The organism is Mesorhizobium sp. M7A.F.Ca.MR.148.00.0.0 (assembly GCF_003997735.1).
Taxonomy (GTDB): Bacteria; Pseudomonadota; Alphaproteobacteria; order Rhizobiales; family Rhizobiaceae; genus Mesorhizobium.
Map to the genome: position 1 here is coordinate 26,427 of NZ_RZTB01000051.1, position 15,795 is coordinate 42,221.

Sequence of the window (15,795 nt, forward strand, 5' to 3'; positions counted from 1 at the left end):
AGCGATGGAGAGTCCCTTGACGTTCAGTTCGTCATAACGTTTCGCTCCGGAAGCGTTGCCAATTCCAAACGCCAACTTGAGCCTGCGTGGTACGCATCCGGTGAAGACCGCAGACGTGCGTATCTGGTGGCCAGAGAACCTGAGCACCGGAGTGCTGGGGTCAAGCTTTCGATGGGGAGACGCGATGATGTTCTTCGAGGAGGAGTTTGACCTCCTCGAAGCCTTCATCGGTGAAGATCCCGTCGTCATCATTGGCGCCGTAGACCCAGATGACGCCGTCCTAATCCGGGACACAAAGGGGGTGAACTCCCGTCTCGACGGCGCGGGCGTCGCCGCCGTTGCAAAGGCGGTCGTCGCCATCCGCTCGTACCATGCCGCAGCGAGTCAAAGCGGCCCGCATCTGACCCTGCCTCTGTCAACCAAGGACAGCCGTGCGGTGCTCGTGACGCTTAAGGTGGAAGCGGAAGGTGAGGCGCTGATGGCGGCCGAGCAGGCACGCGCCTTGGGGTGCTTGTGAGCGGCGTAGTTGTCAAGAACGACGTGGATGGCCCTGCTGGCCGCCACCTCGGCATCGACAGCGTTGAGTGAGGCGGATGAATTCCTGGTGACGATGGCGCTGCATGTTCCTGCCGATAACGGTGCCATCGAGCACGGTAAGGGCGGCAAACAGGGTGGTCGTGCCGTTGCACTTGTAGTCGTGGTCGTGGTGCCGAGCCTACCCTTCATGGGCAGGCCGGGCTGGGTGCGGTCGAGCGCCTGGATCTGGGCTCTTCTCGTCGACCGACAACAGGATAGCGTGAGCCGGTGGATCAACTAGTGGCATGGCCGACGACGTTGCGCAGTTTGTCGACGAACTGCGGATCGTTGCAGAGCTTGCACTGGCGCGCCACACGCAAGTCTTGAACTTACCAGATTGCCGCATGATCTCGAGGGTGCCCACGCCGTCGCTGCTCAACAGAATGATCTCTGCGCGCCAAACGTGCTTCTGCAGCGCACTGCGATGGGCGCGCTGATCAGAGAGAGGCTGACGATCAATCGAAGAAACGGTGAGGTATATTCCTGTGCGCATGTACCAGACTCGCATGCGCACTCACAAAAGGGAATCCTCAGCCGAACTCTTATGTCAGGCGTAAACCACTAGCACGACAGGGCTCCCGGCAAAGCTCTGGGATCGACAGATTGCCCATTGCGGCGCGCTGGAAGGCTACCTGGTTCCAGTTGTGGTCGCAGGCACCCCAGAGCACGAATGCAGATGAATTGACTTTATATCGAGCAATATTTTTTCCGCCTTTAGCATCCAAGAAATCCGGTCTTAGATCCACGTAAGAGTGAGCCACTAGGGCGGCCTTAACATGTCCTCGTTTTCGATTGTGAACCACAAAATTGATCCCACGCGAGTGGCAAAAGCACTTAAGCCGGATGGGAGCATGGATGACAACGATCGGGTTGAAATTGGGCCGACGGACGTCGCCTTTGCGGAGTGGGCAGCCTTGGGCCTGACCACGCCCAACCTAGATCGTATGCGCAAGACCCGTCTTGATCGGATTGTTCTGCAACTCCGCCAAAGAGACTATGCGGGCGTGCTCTGCTTCGACCCGCTGAACATACGATACGCTTCAGATTCCTCGAACATGCACATATGGATCATGCACAATCCGTCACGAGCTGTGTTCGTATCGGCCGACGGCTATGTCGTTCTCTGGGATTTCCATCGTTGCAGCCACCTGTCAACCTATCTGCCGCTCATCAACGAAACCCGGGATGGCGGGGCCGGCTTTTACTATTTCGTTGCCGGCGACCAAGAAGAAGCAGTCGCCAAGGACTTTGCCGGACAAATTGACGAACTGTTGCGCCGCTCTGGTGGCAAAAACCGTCGTCTTGCCGTCGACAAGATCGAAATCCCCGGCCTTCGTGCGCTAGATGCAGTTGGCATCGAGGTTTGCAACGGCATGCAGCTCATGGAGCACGCCAGGGCCATTAAGGGAATCGACGAGATCAACGCCATGCGCTGCTCTCTCGCGACCTGCGAGATTGCCGTTGCCAAAATGCGAGAACGTTTGCAGCCCGGCATAGCCGAAACGGAACTTTGGTCGGTTCTTCATGCCGAAAACATCGCACGTGGTGGCGAGTGGATCGAAACGCGCATTTTAACTTCCGGCCCGCGCACGAACCCCTGGATGCAGGAGGCCGGCCCCCGTCGCATTGTCTCAGGAGACCTCGTCGCCTTCGACACCGATATGGTGGGCCCGTACGGCATGTGTGCCGACTTCTCCCGCACTTGGCACTGCGGTGACGGCCGACCCACCGAAGCACAGCGAAGGCTGCACGACATAGCCTACGAGCACGTAGCTGCAAACATGGCTATGCTAAAGCCGGGCGTCTCTTTCACCGAACTCACTCAGCGCAGCCACAAGCTTCCCGCGGATTTCGTCAAGCAGCGATATGGCGTCATGATGCATGGCATTGGTCTTTGCGACGAATATCCCGCGATTCTCTATCCTGAAGACTTCATCCCGGGAGCATTCGACTATGTTCTCGAGCCCGGAATGACCCTGTGCGTCGAGGCTTATATCGGTGCCGTCGGTGGGCGGGAAGGCGTAAAACTGGAAGAGCAGGTGCTCGTGACCGAGAGCGGAGTTGAAAATCTCACGAGATGCCCGTTTGATGAGGCTTTGGTGGCCTAGGGATTTCGGCCGAGTCTCTTCAAATTGTCCAATTCTTGAGAGATCCGCGGAAAAGCTGTTTGTTGCGCATCTGGCTCAGCACTTTTGCGGAAGTTGGCTTTTCGTTGGTCCAACTCGCCCGCCTACATTCGTAGAAAGGGGGGTGGAGGCATCCAAGTCCATGGTCGACGCCCTGACCCGCGAGTGCTGTCGATACTCTGACCAGCAGTCGGGCAGTGGCAGCTGTGGCGTCAGATTTGCAGCAAGTCCGCTGTTAGCCTCCGAACACACGGTCTCTGTTGGGGGTGGCGCATGTGGCCATTCCGCCAAGGATATTGGTCGAATTGCAGGCAATAGCCGGTCAGTGTCAGGTCACACTGGGTTGGCGCTTCGTGACGACGATTTTCGTGTAGCAGACATTTCGCTGAGTGGTTTGCATGCTCTCGATCTTGGCTGGGGACACAACAATGTGGAGCTTCGGTGTATGGAGCGCGGATCGGTCGTCATCGTTCGGCGTGTTCGGTGCTCCATGGGGCGGTCAATTCATCTGCTTACGTCACAGCCGGGACCTGCTTGACAAGAAACCTGAGGCAGCGCGATACTATGAGAAGTCCCTCCTGTCGTGACGGAACGCTATCTCGCAGGATAAATATGCACTATTCCCTAGATATACATGCCGAGGCTGGGCGTTTGTTGGAAGAGAAATGCTGTGCGATTTCCGCCCTACTGATCACGACTCCCCTGGTCGGCTTGCTTTTCGCATTTGCGTCACAGGGGACAAATCTTTTTGACTCTACTAACCCGGAGAGGGCCTTCCTCCAGAGTTCTTCGATCGTGCTGCCGCCGCGCTGAGCAAGTCCAATAAGTCTGCCACGGATGTAGCTAAGCTGAGCGTCCGACGGAAACGCCCCAGTGTTGATTTTTCGAGCTTTCTCTGACTTGCCTGTCGGAGTCCACCAGAGGCGATCCGTCGCGACGCAGCCTAGTGCTACTTTGGCAGATTTTTGGCGATGTGGGCATTTTGAGGATTGAACGAAGCCGCTAACGCGGCATTTGGCGGATCGGTTTGCAGGAACGCTTCTGTTTTGAAGGATCGCGGCTGTTGAAGCGCAATCTGAGAACAGGAGCTACAGAAATGGCCAAGTTGACCCCAGTTCCCCGGCGCATGATCGAGGATATGACGATCCGTAATCTGCCGCCGGCCACGCAGCGATCCCCACGTGCATGCCGCGGCGAAGTTTTCGCGCTACTTGGCCGTTCGCCGGACCGGCTCGGTCTGGAGGACGTGCGCGCCTTCCAAGTTCATTTGATGTCGACCGGAATCTCGTGGCTGCGCTGAACCAGACGGTGTGCGCGCTGCGGTTCCTCTACGGCGTGACGCTGGGCCATGCCGAGAGTCCGGAGCGGATCGTCTATGCTCGCTCGCTACGCACGCTGCCGGTGGTATTGAGCGCCGACGAAGTCGTGGCCTTCCTAGAGGCGGTGCCGAGCCTGAAGTGCCGTACGGCCCTGACGACGGCCTAAGAGCAGGTCTCAGTGCTTGGAGACTGTCGGGCTGAAGGTCGGCGACATCGACAGCGGTCGCGGGGTGATCCGTGTTGAGCACGGCAAGGGCGACAAGGACCGCACCGTGATGCTGTCGGCGCAGCTTCTGCGCATCTGCGAGTCTACTGGCGGCTTGGCGAAGCCGCGGGACTGGCTGTTTCCCGCGCGCGGGTGTTATTTGGGCTTGTCGTTCGGCGCGTGCGGCCGCCTAAGCGGGTGACGGTCCACACGCTCAGGCACAGCTTCGCCACGCATCTTCAGAACGCACCGACATCCGCACCATCCAGGTTCTACTCGGCCACAACAATCTGTCCGGCGGCGCGCTACGCTAAGGTCTCGAACAGCCTCATCCGACGCACGACAAGCCCGGCTGAACATCGAGGTGCCGCCAGGGTGAGTGGTACCGCCATGTCGGCGAGACTGAAGGTGGCGGATATCTTCCGCCGCCATGGCGAAGTATATAGACAGGTTCATGACGGCTATCTAGGCTCGCATCGAGCGGCGTGTGATGAGCGCGATCGAGCTCTGCCGGACCGCCGAACTGGGCGGCCAGTCTACGGCTGCCGCTCCTGCGGTCGATCCGCGTGGCCTACAATTCCTGTCGCAGCCGGCACAGTCCCAAATGCCAGGGTCAGGCCTGCCGGGACTGGCTTGCCGCACGCCAGAATGAACTGCTGCCGGTGCTCTATCACGCAGTGTTCATGCTGCCGGCTGAGGTTGCTGCGATCCCTTTCACAAGGCGGCACCTTATACGCGGCCGAAACGCCTGCGCGCGAAGCCAATCTCAGGCATTTGGGAGCTGAGATCGGCCTCATCGCGGCGCTGCATAGCTCTCATCTACCATCCCGCCTGATTGTATCGTACCGGGTGGTGGTGTCTCGCCCGACGGCACACGCTGGATCTCGTGCAGGCCGGGCTCTTTTTACTCGTGCGCGTGCTGTCGCGCCTGTTTCGCTGGCGCATGACACGGAAGACGCGCTTGTGATTGACGGCCGGTTCGCCGTCTTTCGCGTTCCCTGTTCGTCAGGGCTGTGATGCGACGATCGCCATAGGTCGGGCGTTCGTCGATCAGGCGGCGACCAGCTCCAAGAGCCCATCGTCATCGGGGTTGCGATAAGGCCCGCGCGGCTTCACCAGGCGATGCAACTCATGGAGATGGGAACGCGCCGCCCCGAGGGTCTCGGCAACGGCCTTCATCGGGAACCGTCCCTCGGCTGCGACAAGAGCCGCAAGTTCGGTTTTTTGACTCCGACCTGGCCAGCGCGTCTTTGAGGATCTCCACTTCCATGGTCTTGCGGCCGAGAAGCCGCTCGAGGTCGCGAAGGCGCTCTTCAAGCCGCCGCACTTCCGAACTCCCGACCACAGATTCGTCCGATCCCACCGCAGCCGTTCCGCCTTCCTTCAATAAACGGCGCCAACGATACAAGAGATTTGGCGCCACGCCTCATCGTGCGGCGACAGAGGACACGGTCTCACCCGGAAGGAAACTCTCCTCGATAATCTGCAGCTTCTGTTCGGTCGTCGTCCAGTGTCGGCGCCGTACCTCCCCGGTGATCAGTTCAATCCGTCGACAGTCGTCAGCCATAAGCCTGTGCTTGAGGATATCCCCAAGCCTCCCGCGTTAGGCCGACTGTCCGGCCGAAATGGGGGCCAGTTCAGGATCCGACATTGTTGGCGAACTTCGAACAAAGGAGGTCTGTGCAGTTCTTTCACGACGCCTTTCTTCGATGAAGAACAGTGTAATGCGAGCCTTCAGGTCAAATGGCATGACGCATGCACAGGGTTGTGCGAGCCGGAAGGAACAAGGCCATGCTGACAGAGAACCAGATGAAAGTGCCTGCCGAGATCGTGCCTCGCCAGGAGAATGCCGAAGAGACCCGCCACGTACCTTCGGAGCTCGAGCACGAGGATTTAGCCGATGCGCGCTGTTGGAATGCAGGCGATCGCCCCTTGCTGACGGGCAGGGTTGGGTCATGCAGTTGAAGGGCGATCGTAGGCTAGAGGCTTTTCGACGGATGCTTCGCATCCGCCGATTCGAAGAAGAAGGTAGGCGCCTGTTCAACGGTGGTCAGATCCCTGGTTGGTTTCACACGACCGTGGGTCAGGAAGGCGCTATCGTCGGAGCAAGCCTCGCCCTCCGGGACGATGACGCCATGACCGGAACACACCGTTCGCATGGCCATCCGATTGCGAAGGGCGCGCATTTGCAGGCGCTTATGGCAGAACTGATGGGTAAGGAGGGCGGCGTTTGTAAGGGGCGTGGCGGTTCGATGCATTTTGCGGACAGTTCAGTGGGGATTATCAGTGAATCGGGAATCGTCGGAGGGGGCATTCCTCTTGCCACAGGATGCGCATTTAGCGCCAAGGTGCGCGGCGTCGATCAGGTTACCCTTTGCTTTTTCGGCGACGGAGCAGTGAACCAGGGCACTTTTCACGAGAGCCTCAACATGGCCTCGTTGTGGAGGCTTCCCGTCATTTATCTTTGCGAGAACAATGGCTATGCAATGACCACCTCCGTAGCAACAAGCCACGGACAGCCGGACATTGCCCTACGAGCGGCAGGTTACGGAATTCCAGGAGAAATAGTAGACGGACAGGACGTCAGTGCCGTCTATCAATCTGCGGCATATGCGGTCACGCGAGCACGCGCGGGGCAGGGACCCACTCTCATAGTGGCCAACACTTATCGGTTCGATGAACACAATATAGGCTTGGCCGTTTCTGGGGAGCCTTATCGACAGGTCGCAGAAGTCGAGGCACACAAACGCGACCGGGACCCAATTTTGCTATATCGCACTGTGCTGCTCGAAGAGGGTGTAAATGAAGAGACTCTAGCAACCATCGAGCATGAAGTGGCCCAAGCCGTCACACAGGCCGTACAGTTTGCTTTGGCTAGCCCCATGCCCCGGCCCGAAACGTTGCCCGACTATATGTTCGTGTCGACCATTGCCCGCTAAGGGTGGGCTGGAGGGATTAATGGATGTGAAAGACGATACCCACAGAGACGCAGCCACGCCCGGTCCCCATATTCAGATGACCTATTTTGAGGCAATCGTGCAGGCCCAGCTAGAGGAAATGCATCGGGATGAGCGCGTTGTATTGTTGGGAGAGGACGTCTCAGTTCATGGCGGCGGCAAGCTTATCGAATGCTTCGGCAAGAACCGGGTTTGGAACATGCCAATTTCAGAAGGCAGTTTTACGGGACTTGGCATCGGGGCTGCCATCAATGGTTTGCGACCGATTGTAGACATTTCAACTGCCAGTTTCATCTATCTCGCTTGTGACCAGATTGTAAACCAGGCCTCAAAATTGCGGTATATGACTGGGGGCCAGATAGACATCCCAATCGTCTTTCGCTGCTGTATGTTCTCGACGGGCTCCGAAGCGGCACAGCATGCCGACCGGCCTTACCCGCTTTTTATGAACGTGCCGGGCCTTAAGATTATCAGCCCGACCAGCGCTGCCGATATCAAAGGCCTCATGAAATCCGCCATTCGCGACGGCGATCCTGTGCTCGTCTTCGAGGACACCCGCCTCTGGCCTCTCAAAGGCGACGTCCCCACGGATCCGGACCATTTAATCCCAATTGGCAAAGCGGACGTGAAGCGCGAGGGGGAGCACGTTACCGTCGTTGCCATCGCCGGTGCTATCAGGCCGACCATGGAAGCTGCCAACTACCTCATCGAGGAAGGCATTTCGGTCGAAGTGATCGATCCACGTACATTGAAGCCGCTCGATTATGAGGCAATCAAGATGTCAATCGAGAAGACCGGACGGCTGATTATTGTCGAGAACGGACACCGTATCTGCAACGTCGGAAGTGAAATCGCAGCGGTGATGGCGGAAGAGTCCTTCGATCTTTTGAAGCGACCTATCTTGCGGCTGAGTGCTCCAGATATTCATGTCCCATTCAGTCCGGCTCTTGAGAAGGACTTTTTTCCAACACGGGACAGCATTGTTGGCGCCATACGACAGTTACTCTGAGTTCCCAAAAAACGCATGAATGGAAGTAACACAGCAACTGCCGTTATCGTCGCAGTAGGAGGTGATAAGACGCGCTTAGAAAAAGAAGGCAGGCCATCAGACGATAGGCGGGAAACATTCCAGAAGGGATAGGGCTTATACATGAGTAAATCATTCATCGATGGCAGATTCGGTCTGAGTGGGAAGACCGCTTTGGTGACCGGCGGAGCACGCGGCATCGGATTGCAAGTCGCGCTTACATTACAAGAAGCTGGCGCCGATATAATTCTCACTGGAAGGGATCGGGTTCGCGTGGCCGCGGCGGCAGATCAGTTTCCAGTCAAGCCTAAAGTCTATCAGCTCGATGTTAGGGACTCGCAGGCGGTACGCGATCTCGCCGATGGCATCGCCGTTTGCCCTGACATCCTTATTAACAATGCCGGGGTGTCCCGCGCGGCGCCGACGAAATATACCACCGACGAGGATTGGCGAGCTGTCCTTTCAGTCAACTTGGACGGCCTGTTCTACTGCAGTCGCACCTTCGGCTCTCTCATGGCGGAGCGCGGTTCCGGCGTGATTGTAAATATCAGTTCGATATGTGGAGATGTTGTCACCCGACAGGAATCCGTAGTCACGGCTTACAATGCGAGCAAGGCGGGGGTAACTATGGTAACCAAAACCCTTGCTTGCGAATGGGCAAGATCTGGGGTTCGGGTGAACGCAGTGGCGCCTGGATTCGTACAGTCAGAGATGACCGACCAGTATCCTGTAGAAGTGGTCAGGGCATGGTCTGATCGGACGCCAATGGGCCGCTTCGGCCAACCTCATGAGATTGCATCTGCCGTCCAATTTCTTGCTAGCGACGCGTCAACCTATATCACGGGAACGGTATTGTTGGTGGATGGTGGCTACACTTGCTGGTGAGATTTTCTATTGGTTAATTCTGGTGGGCCATCCTGCTGCCTGGGGTGACAAAGCAAGATGATCTACCCATCGAAGTTTCTGTGCGTCGCACTACTTGATCCATAGTTTCGTAGTCAAAAGCACGGTGAACGTCAACCGAATCGATGAAGCTATCCAGCAGTTTGGCGGTGCGTTCTTGAGGCCGCTGTAGGTTAGGTGTAAGGCCGTTCACCAAGCTCGTTTGAATGACAGTTCGCGCGACGAGCAGAAGCTCGTGCATCGTACCTTCTCCCAGACGCTCCCCAGCCAGCTGAGTGATGTAGACACCGGTCATCACCCGTTGCCATGGGATCTCTGGTCCTTCACCAGGATCGGTGCGGCGGTAACGGATCCCATCATCGCGCCTCTCATTCCCCAGCCGACTTGCGCGAGAAGAATAGGCCTATATTGCGGCAACCAAGACACTCTTTTTGGTGGTCATGACGTCACATCCTGCAACAGATAAATACAACTACTTCACAAGAATTTACCAATCGCAAACCACGAGCAGTGGTATGTTGGACGAACTCACGCGCGGAAAAAAACCAGACAAGCTATTCGGAGTCGACAAACATGAAAAGAAGAGCGCTTATCCTGATCGAGGGTACAAGGAACAATGGTCCTCTATATGTCCAAGCGGCCCGAAGTCTTGGCCTGCACTCGATTACCCTGGCGGCTGATCCACTTAGGCACTACTATCATGCCGCAGAAGACAGTGAGGTAATCTGTGTGGACACATCCAATCTCGATGCGCTGATTTGCGAGTGTGTTCGGCTGCATGCGACCTATGATATTGCTGGGATTACGAGCTCGGAGGAAGCTGCATATGCGACAGTCGGCATGCTCTGTCGACATTTCAATCTGCCAGGTCCGAACGCCGAATCGGTTGAACGATGCTGCGATAAATTCACTCAACGTCAGCTGCTTGGGCAAGCCGACATTCCAATTCCTGCCTACGCGTTGGCAACGAATGCGAGCGAGGTTGTAAGCTCTGCCGCTAAAATCGGCTTTCCTGTAATTGTAAAACCAGCCACGGACACCGGCGGCAGCGAGGGGGTCCGATTGTGCGGCAGTAGCGAGGAGCTAATCCAGCATACTGCTTATCTATCAAGCAGGTGGAGTACATGGCAGTCCCCAGCAAGAATATTAGTGGAACAATTTGTGAAAGGCTTTCATTATTGGGTGGAGATGATGGGAGATGACGTCATTGGAATCGCCTCTCTCGAATTCGGTCCCTCGCCGCATTTCGTATATAATAGATGCGCCTATCCGGCCTTGCTTACCAATGAAGAGGATGAGCGCATCGCCGATGTTTCACTGAGGTGTTTACAGGCTCTCGACCTTCACTGGGGTCCGACCAACGTTGAACTCAGGTGGACGGCACATGGGCCGGTCGTCATTGAAGTAAATCCGCGTATGTCGGGCTCGCCCGGTGTTGAGCTAGTTGAGCTAGCTTGCGGTATCAATCTTATCCGAGAGCACATTAAACTCGTGATCGGCGATGAGGGCGATTTGCGCGGAACCCGTTCAGAAACTGCTGCTGCGCAATTCCTAGTTCCTGAACGGGACGGCGTTCTCGATTGGATCGATGGCGTCAGCCGGGCGGCTGCTGTACCTGGCGTCGCCAAAGTGAAGCTTTACCTTGAACCAAACACCACGATCAAAAGGAGAGGCGATCACCGAGACTTAATCGGATATGTGACCGCCAGCTCGCCTGACATCGCTCGGACGGAGGCGATACTTCAGCGGGCCGTCGGCTTAATTGAGTGGTCGGTTACATAGGTTCGATTTCCCTTGCTACCTGGCGGAGCGGCGCTTGTGTCCACCGTGTGGTGTTGCCGGGTTCAAGCGCCAGCCGCTGAAGATGATGAAGCCGACGTGCATCATTGTTGAAGCTGCTGAAGCGCTAGCGCAGCGAAGAAGAACCGCCAGGGAGCCATACGATCAGCGGATGGCGCACAGGATCGCTGGTCCTCGACGCACCCGTTTCCGGTTAACCTCCGAGCCAGCGACTGTCGGCCCTCCAACAGGGAAACCGGCAGTCCCGCGCGCGTCCGCAACAGCGGACGGTTGTCGTGCGTAGGACGGAGGAAATTCGCCCCTGCCTCGGGCGGTGAACGGGACAGCCGTAGGAGCGTCAGCAAAGCGCAGGCCGCAGGACGGGACGCGGGACGACTTTCCCCGTCCGCGGCGATCCGCATGTGTTTGCGTCAGGAGAAAGGCTGACCGGACGAAAGGCGCACTGCCGCTTCTCGAAAGTCCGGTCGCTGATCAGCGACGTGCGGTAGGATCGGCCATAGCAGGGCCGAGTTCCCCCTGGAAGAAAAAACAGGTGTTGCACCCGTCGGGTCCCCCTCAATTGCTGGGCAGCCTGTTAACTTCCAGCCTGGCATACTCGCTCTCCAGGTCGTCTTGCGCGGGTTCGGCAATTCCTCGAGCGTCAGCTCCACGGCCAAGATCGCCCGCTCAACGATCTCACCCGCGTCGAGCTCGGCCAGGCCCGAATCAATACCGGCCCAGCTGGTTGGCTGCCAGTCGCAGGAGACTGAGATTCTGCATGGCAGAGTTTACTCGGCAAGCGCCAGCCAGCGCTCTCGGTGGGCCGCATTCATACCCCAACAGAGCGCGTTCAAAGCTGAGGTTGCCGCCAAGGCGCTGTCAAGCAGAGGCTTATCGCGAAATAGAGACGTACGGGCTGCGATCGTTCGAAGGTCGTCGAACGATCGACCTGATTGCAGACCGCGCATACGCCTACGAGGCCCGGGGGTACGTCCTGGGATGTTTTAGAACAGCCATGCCCGCATTACTCCAGGAGCTTGGCGCAAGGCAACGGAGGCCTACGAGTTCTGCTGCACCCGGACAAGGAGCCCGTGTGCCGGTACTCACCAAACCGCCAGCTGGTTCCGAAATAAGGCGATGTCGCAGGTCCGAACAGCTTGCGCACGACTGCGCGAGGCATAAACTGGTTTTAACCCTAGCGAAACCTTTTGTGCATTCTCAGGGCAGTTGCTGGTGCTTACGATTAGAATGACACAAGCAAGGCTCGGCTTGCCGGATCCTGAGTATGTAATACTCCGCTTCCGCCGCTGCAGAAGCCAGTCGTCGGGGGGAACTTCGGCGGGGGGAAGGAAGCCGCGGGTCTCGATCAGCGGGATGGCATCTGGGTTTGAGGTAGCAGAACCGGGGAAGCGTCTTCACCGCTTCCCCGTCGATCCTGCGGATAGGGGCAGAGCTTGGCAAGCTAGTCCGCTCGGCAGATCGCAGAGGCGGTGGCATCGCCCAGACCATCGTGCCTCACGCGATGTCCCGCTGCCTATGCATGTCGCTCGTCGAAGTGAAGGGTGGAAAGGCAGTTGGATAAAAGGTTTGCAGGTAAGGTGGCTCTCGTGACGGGCGGGCGTAGCGGCATCGGTCTTGCGACTGCGCGACGTCTAAGGGACGAGGGCGCTCGCGTGTTCACCGCTCAACGTGGTGAGGACCGGGAATTCGAGGCCATTTCGGTCGACTTCACAGCTCCGACCAAGGCGGCTCATGCTATCAAAGCGGTTGTCGAACGGGCGGGACGGCTCGATGTCCTGGTAAACAACGCCGGGGTCATGCAGGAGGCGCTCGTCGAAGATATGAGCCTAGCAGATTGGGAGAGGACGATCGCCATAAATCTGACCACCCCATTCGTGCTGATAAAGGCGGCGATGCCTCACCTGCGGTCCACTGGCGGCGCGATCGTGAATGTCGGATCGATCGAGGGGCTGGGATCCAACCCGAAACACGCGGCCTATTGCGCCTCCAAGGCTGGTCTCCACGGTCTCACCCGCGCGGTTGCGATCGACCACGGCGCCGAAGGTGTGCGCTGCAACGCTGTCGCGCCTGGCTGGATCGACACCGACCTGAACTTGGATTTCATCGAGAGCATGCCGGACCCCAAGCGCTTTCGCCAGCAGATCGGTAATATCCATCCAATTGGGCGAACGGGGAAGCCGGAGGAGGTCGCGAACCTCGTAGTCTGGCTGGCTTCGCCAGAATCCTCGTTTATCACCGGTCAGGTGTGGACGATCGATGGAGGCCGAATGGCGAAGCTCAGTCTGCCACAGTAGAACCTGCGCAGGTTTGCCAAGCCGGACTTCATTGGACACCGCTCTCTTAAAAGGTGTTTGACAGCTTAGGTTGCAACCTGAGCGAAACGTTTGCGTTGTGCCCGGTATGAAAGAGGTCTAGGATTTCGGAGGATCTCTTGCAGTATAGTTCTAGAATTTTCTAAGCGAAAATTAACGAGCTTAAGTTCTGCGCAATGCAAGCGAAACAGGAGTATGATGGACGGTACCTTATGTTTTTTTGGATGGGAGTCGGTTTCAGCGGACACCTCCATGTGCTTCCCAATATACGTCGACCGGGCTAGATTTGGGATGTCGTGAGACGGCGATACATTTTGTACCGGGAATGGGCGCTCTCGCGGTCGGGCACTCGATCCTGATACTTGGCGCTCAGGCCAGGCCCATCGCTAGTTCCAACGCCTGCCGTTCGAAGAGGCGGCGGTAAATGCCACCATCGAGATCGATCAGCGCGGCATGATCGCCGTCCTCCATGATGCGGCCACGGTCGAAGACGAGCAGCCGATCGAGCGAGCGGACCGTCGACAGCCGGTGTGCGATGACGAGTGTGGTTCGACCCACCATCAACCGATCCACCGCTTGTTGAATGAGCACCTCGGATTCCGAATCGAGGCTCGATGTGGCCTCGTCAAGAATAAGGATCGGCGCGTTCGCCAGGAAGGCGCGCGCGATCGCCACGCGCTGGCGCTCGCCGCCGGAGAGCTTCAAACCCCTTTCGCCGACCAATGTCCCATAGCCCTTCGGCAGGGGCGCGATGAAGTCATGCGCACTGGCCAGCCGTGCCGCTTGCTCGATTTCGGCCTGGCTCGCGCCAGGCCGGCCATAGGCGATGTTCTCGGCAAGCGACCTGTGAAACAGGATAGGCTCCTGCTGCACGATCGCGATCTGCGAACGGAGCGACTCTTGGGTCACCTCGGAGACGTCCTGGCCGTCTATCAGGATCCGGCCGCCGCTCAGGTCGTAGAGTCTCTGGATGAGCTTCACGAATGTTGACTTGCCGGAACCGGAAGGTCCAACCAACCCAACCCTTTCGCCAGCCTCAATCGACAGCGAACATTGGCTATAGATCGGCAGGGGATGGTTGGCGTAACGGAAGTGGACGTTCTCGAAATCGATGCGGCCCGTCGTGATCCGGATCGGCTTGGCCTCTGGACGATCCGCAACATCCAGCTGCTGATTGTGGATGGCCACCAGTTCTTCCATATCATTAACCGAGCGTTGCACGGTGCGGACATGCATGCCGGCATCACGCAGATAGCCCTTCAGGACGATGAAGGACGTGAGAACATAGGCTATCTCGCCCGGCGTTGCCTGTCCATGCGACCACAGAAGCAGGGCATATCCGACCACCGCCACCCTGAGCGCAACCAAAGTGACGCCTTGGGTTGAGTCGACGATCGTTCCGCGCACCCAACTCCGGCGCGCGCGGTGCCGCCATTTGGTCATGATATTTTCAAGCCGCTGGTCTTCGCGAACCTCGGCGCCGAAGCCTTTGACCACAGCGTTGCAACTGACCGCGTCCGCAAGCGCGCCGCCGAGCTTTGTGTCCCATTGGTTGGCAAGGCTCGCCGCCGGCGCGACATAGCTGAGCGACAGCGAAATCGAAAACGCTAGATAGATCAGAGAGCCGCAAGCAAAGATCACGCCCATGACCGGCCAGTGCCAGCCGAGCAGCGCCGTCGAACCTACCAAGATGATAAAGGACGGGAACAGCGCGACCAATATTGTGCTGTTTAGAGGGTCGAGCGCCCACATGCCGCGCGTTATCTTGCGCACTGTCGAGCCGGCGAAGCTGTTCGCATGCCAGTCTGTCGAAAAGCGCTGGACATGATAGAACGCTTCGTTCGCGACATCGGACATCATCTTCAGCAAAAGATCGTTCAGGCCAATGACGGCGATGTGGCGCATGGCGATGGCAACGAGCGCAAGCGCAATCGGTACAGAGAAGGCTGCAAGGGCCGAATGCCAGGCTGGTGCTGCCACAGCAGCGCCGCCTGCAACAGCATCGATGAGACGACCTGAATAGACCGGCATCAGCACGTCAGCCAGCGTGGAGGCAAGCATCGCAGCCGTGATGATCGCGAGCCGCACCGGCTGCCGGCTCCAGTGGCGGACAGTGAAGGCGAGTACGTGGCGACCAGTGGCGCCGCGTCCATGGACGGGGAAACGTTTCATAGTTTCCAAGCGGGCGCATCAACACGCTCGGTCCCAAAGACGTTAAAAGACAAAACTAGAATTTTCGACCTCCCCCATAACAGCATCAATTTTGGCGGGCAGCTCCTGCCGCCTCACGACGGTGATGTTCAAAAGTCGTGCCAACTGAGCGGGAACATCCGAAGGACAAATTCAGCAGGTTACCGAGCCTGGAGAAAGTCAGCCGCCATCCAGTCGAATACGATTGCTACGGCTGCTCAACTCGGGAGATTGGAAAAGAAGGTCGATGTATCGATTGAATTTTGAGCTTGTTCTTGCCTCGATCAAATAAGTACAGTTGCAATGCAGCGTTCTCAGGCCCGGCACTTAGGTGCTGATTTCAAAAGCGCGCCGCGAATACGTTCCTGCCCATATTCCGT

General features: G+C 57.7%; 11 protein-coding genes and 2 pseudogenes. 10 read left to right on the top strand and 3 right to left on the bottom strand.

Annotation, left to right across the window (positions count from 1 at the left end; genetic code table 11):
- Window positions 1-457: 457 nt before the first annotated feature.
- Window positions 458-1,069, bottom strand: a pseudogene (locus EOB49_RS19255) (hypothetical protein); the annotation flags it as partial.
- A gap of 283 nt (window positions 1,070-1,352) precedes the next feature.
- Between EOB49_RS19255 and dddP the strand changes: the two are divergent.
- From dddP to EOB49_RS19270, 5 genes are all read left to right on the top strand, one after another.
- The gene (dddP, locus tag EOB49_RS19260) at window positions 1,353-2,684 is read left to right on the top strand and encodes a dimethylsulfonioproprionate lyase DddP (protein WP_126080638.1); all 1,332 of its coding nucleotides are present in this window, start codon (window positions 1,353-1,355) and stop codon (window positions 2,682-2,684) included.
- 1,114 nt (window positions 2,685-3,798) lie between these two features.
- Window positions 3,799-4,002, top strand: a complete 204-nt coding sequence (locus tag EOB49_RS37725; RefSeq protein ID WP_245466463.1) for a hypothetical protein — start codon at window positions 3,799-3,801, stop codon at window positions 4,000-4,002.
- Window positions 3,990-4,187, top strand: coding sequence for a hypothetical protein (locus EOB49_RS37730; RefSeq protein WP_245466462.1), 198 nt, complete (start codon window positions 3,990-3,992; stop codon window positions 4,185-4,187). The genes EOB49_RS37725 and EOB49_RS37730 overlap by 13 nt, the downstream gene beginning before the upstream one ends.
- Before the next feature lie 16 nt (window positions 4,188-4,203).
- Entirely contained in the window at window positions 4,204-4,428 is a 225-nt protein-coding gene (locus tag EOB49_RS37735) for a tyrosine-type recombinase/integrase (RefSeq protein ID WP_245466461.1), read from the top strand.
- 364 nt (window positions 4,429-4,792) lie between these two features.
- Window positions 4,793-5,011: a transposase zinc-binding domain-containing protein gene (locus EOB49_RS19270; RefSeq protein WP_245466460.1), complete on the top strand. Its 219-nt coding sequence runs from the start codon at window positions 4,793-4,795 to the stop codon at window positions 5,009-5,011.
- Between the two features lie 154 nt (window positions 5,012-5,165).
- On the opposite strand, the pseudogene EOB49_RS37740 reads toward EOB49_RS19270, so the two are convergent.
- A pseudogene (locus EOB49_RS37740) lies at window positions 5,166-5,793 on the bottom strand (transposase); the annotation flags it as partial.
- A gap of 388 nt (window positions 5,794-6,181) precedes the next feature.
- On the opposite strand from EOB49_RS37740, the gene EOB49_RS19280 reads away from it, so the two are divergent.
- The 5 genes from EOB49_RS19280 to EOB49_RS19300 all read left to right on the top strand — a co-directional run bounded on the left by EOB49_RS19280 (window position 6,182) and on the right by EOB49_RS19300 (window position 13,207).
- Window positions 6,182-7,165 (top strand): thiamine pyrophosphate-dependent dehydrogenase E1 component subunit alpha, encoded by a 984-nt coding sequence (locus EOB49_RS19280; protein WP_126080640.1) that lies wholly within the window; start codon window positions 6,182-6,184, stop codon window positions 7,163-7,165.
- A 19-nt stretch (window positions 7,166-7,184) separates the two neighbouring features.
- Complete coding sequence (locus EOB49_RS19285) at window positions 7,185-8,192, top strand: pyruvate dehydrogenase complex E1 component subunit beta (protein ID WP_126080641.1); 1,008 nt, start codon at window positions 7,185-7,187, stop codon at window positions 8,190-8,192.
- A 141-nt stretch (window positions 8,193-8,333) separates the two neighbouring features.
- Entirely contained in the window at window positions 8,334-9,095 is a 762-nt protein-coding gene (locus EOB49_RS19290; RefSeq protein WP_245466459.1) for an SDR family oxidoreductase, read from the top strand.
- 591 nt (window positions 9,096-9,686) lie between these two features.
- Window positions 9,687-10,895: an acetyl-CoA carboxylase biotin carboxylase subunit family protein gene (locus EOB49_RS19295; protein WP_126080642.1), complete on the top strand. Its 1,209-nt coding sequence runs from the start codon at window positions 9,687-9,689 to the stop codon at window positions 10,893-10,895.
- 1,604 nt (window positions 10,896-12,499) lie between these two features.
- Window positions 12,500-13,207: an SDR family oxidoreductase gene (locus EOB49_RS19300; protein ID WP_245468328.1), complete on the top strand. Its 708-nt coding sequence runs from the start codon at window positions 12,500-12,502 to the stop codon at window positions 13,205-13,207.
- 387 nt (window positions 13,208-13,594) lie between these two features.
- On the opposite strand, the gene EOB49_RS19305 is transcribed toward EOB49_RS19300, so the two are convergent.
- Complete coding sequence (locus tag EOB49_RS19305; protein WP_126080644.1) at window positions 13,595-15,397, bottom strand: ABC transporter ATP-binding protein; 1,803 nt, start codon at window positions 15,395-15,397, stop codon at window positions 13,595-13,597.
- Window positions 15,398-15,795 lie beyond the last annotated feature (398 nt).

What these genes read in the sequence shown, in the direction of transcription:
- dddP (WP_126080638.1), top strand. Translation starts at nt 1,353, where the DNA reads ATGTCCTCGTTTTCGATTGTGAACCACAAAATTGATCCCACGCGAGTG.
- EOB49_RS37725 (WP_245466463.1), top strand. Translation starts at nt 3,799, where the DNA reads ATGGCCAAGTTGACCCCAGTTCCCCGGCGCATGATCGAGGATATGACG.
- EOB49_RS19280 (WP_126080640.1), top strand. Translation starts at nt 6,182, where the DNA reads ATGCAGTTGAAGGGCGATCGTAGGCTAGAGGCTTTTCGACGGATGCTT.
- EOB49_RS19285 (WP_126080641.1), top strand. Translation starts at nt 7,185, where the DNA reads ATGGATGTGAAAGACGATACCCACAGAGACGCAGCCACGCCCGGTCCC.
- EOB49_RS19290 (WP_245466459.1), top strand. Translation starts at nt 8,334, where the DNA reads ATGAGTAAATCATTCATCGATGGCAGATTCGGTCTGAGTGGGAAGACC.
- EOB49_RS19295 (WP_126080642.1), top strand. Translation starts at nt 9,687, where the DNA reads ATGAAAAGAAGAGCGCTTATCCTGATCGAGGGTACAAGGAACAATGGT.
- EOB49_RS19305 (WP_126080644.1), bottom strand. Translation starts at nt 15,397, where the DNA reads ATGAAACGTTTCCCCGTCCATGGACGCGGCGCCACTGGTCGCCACGTA.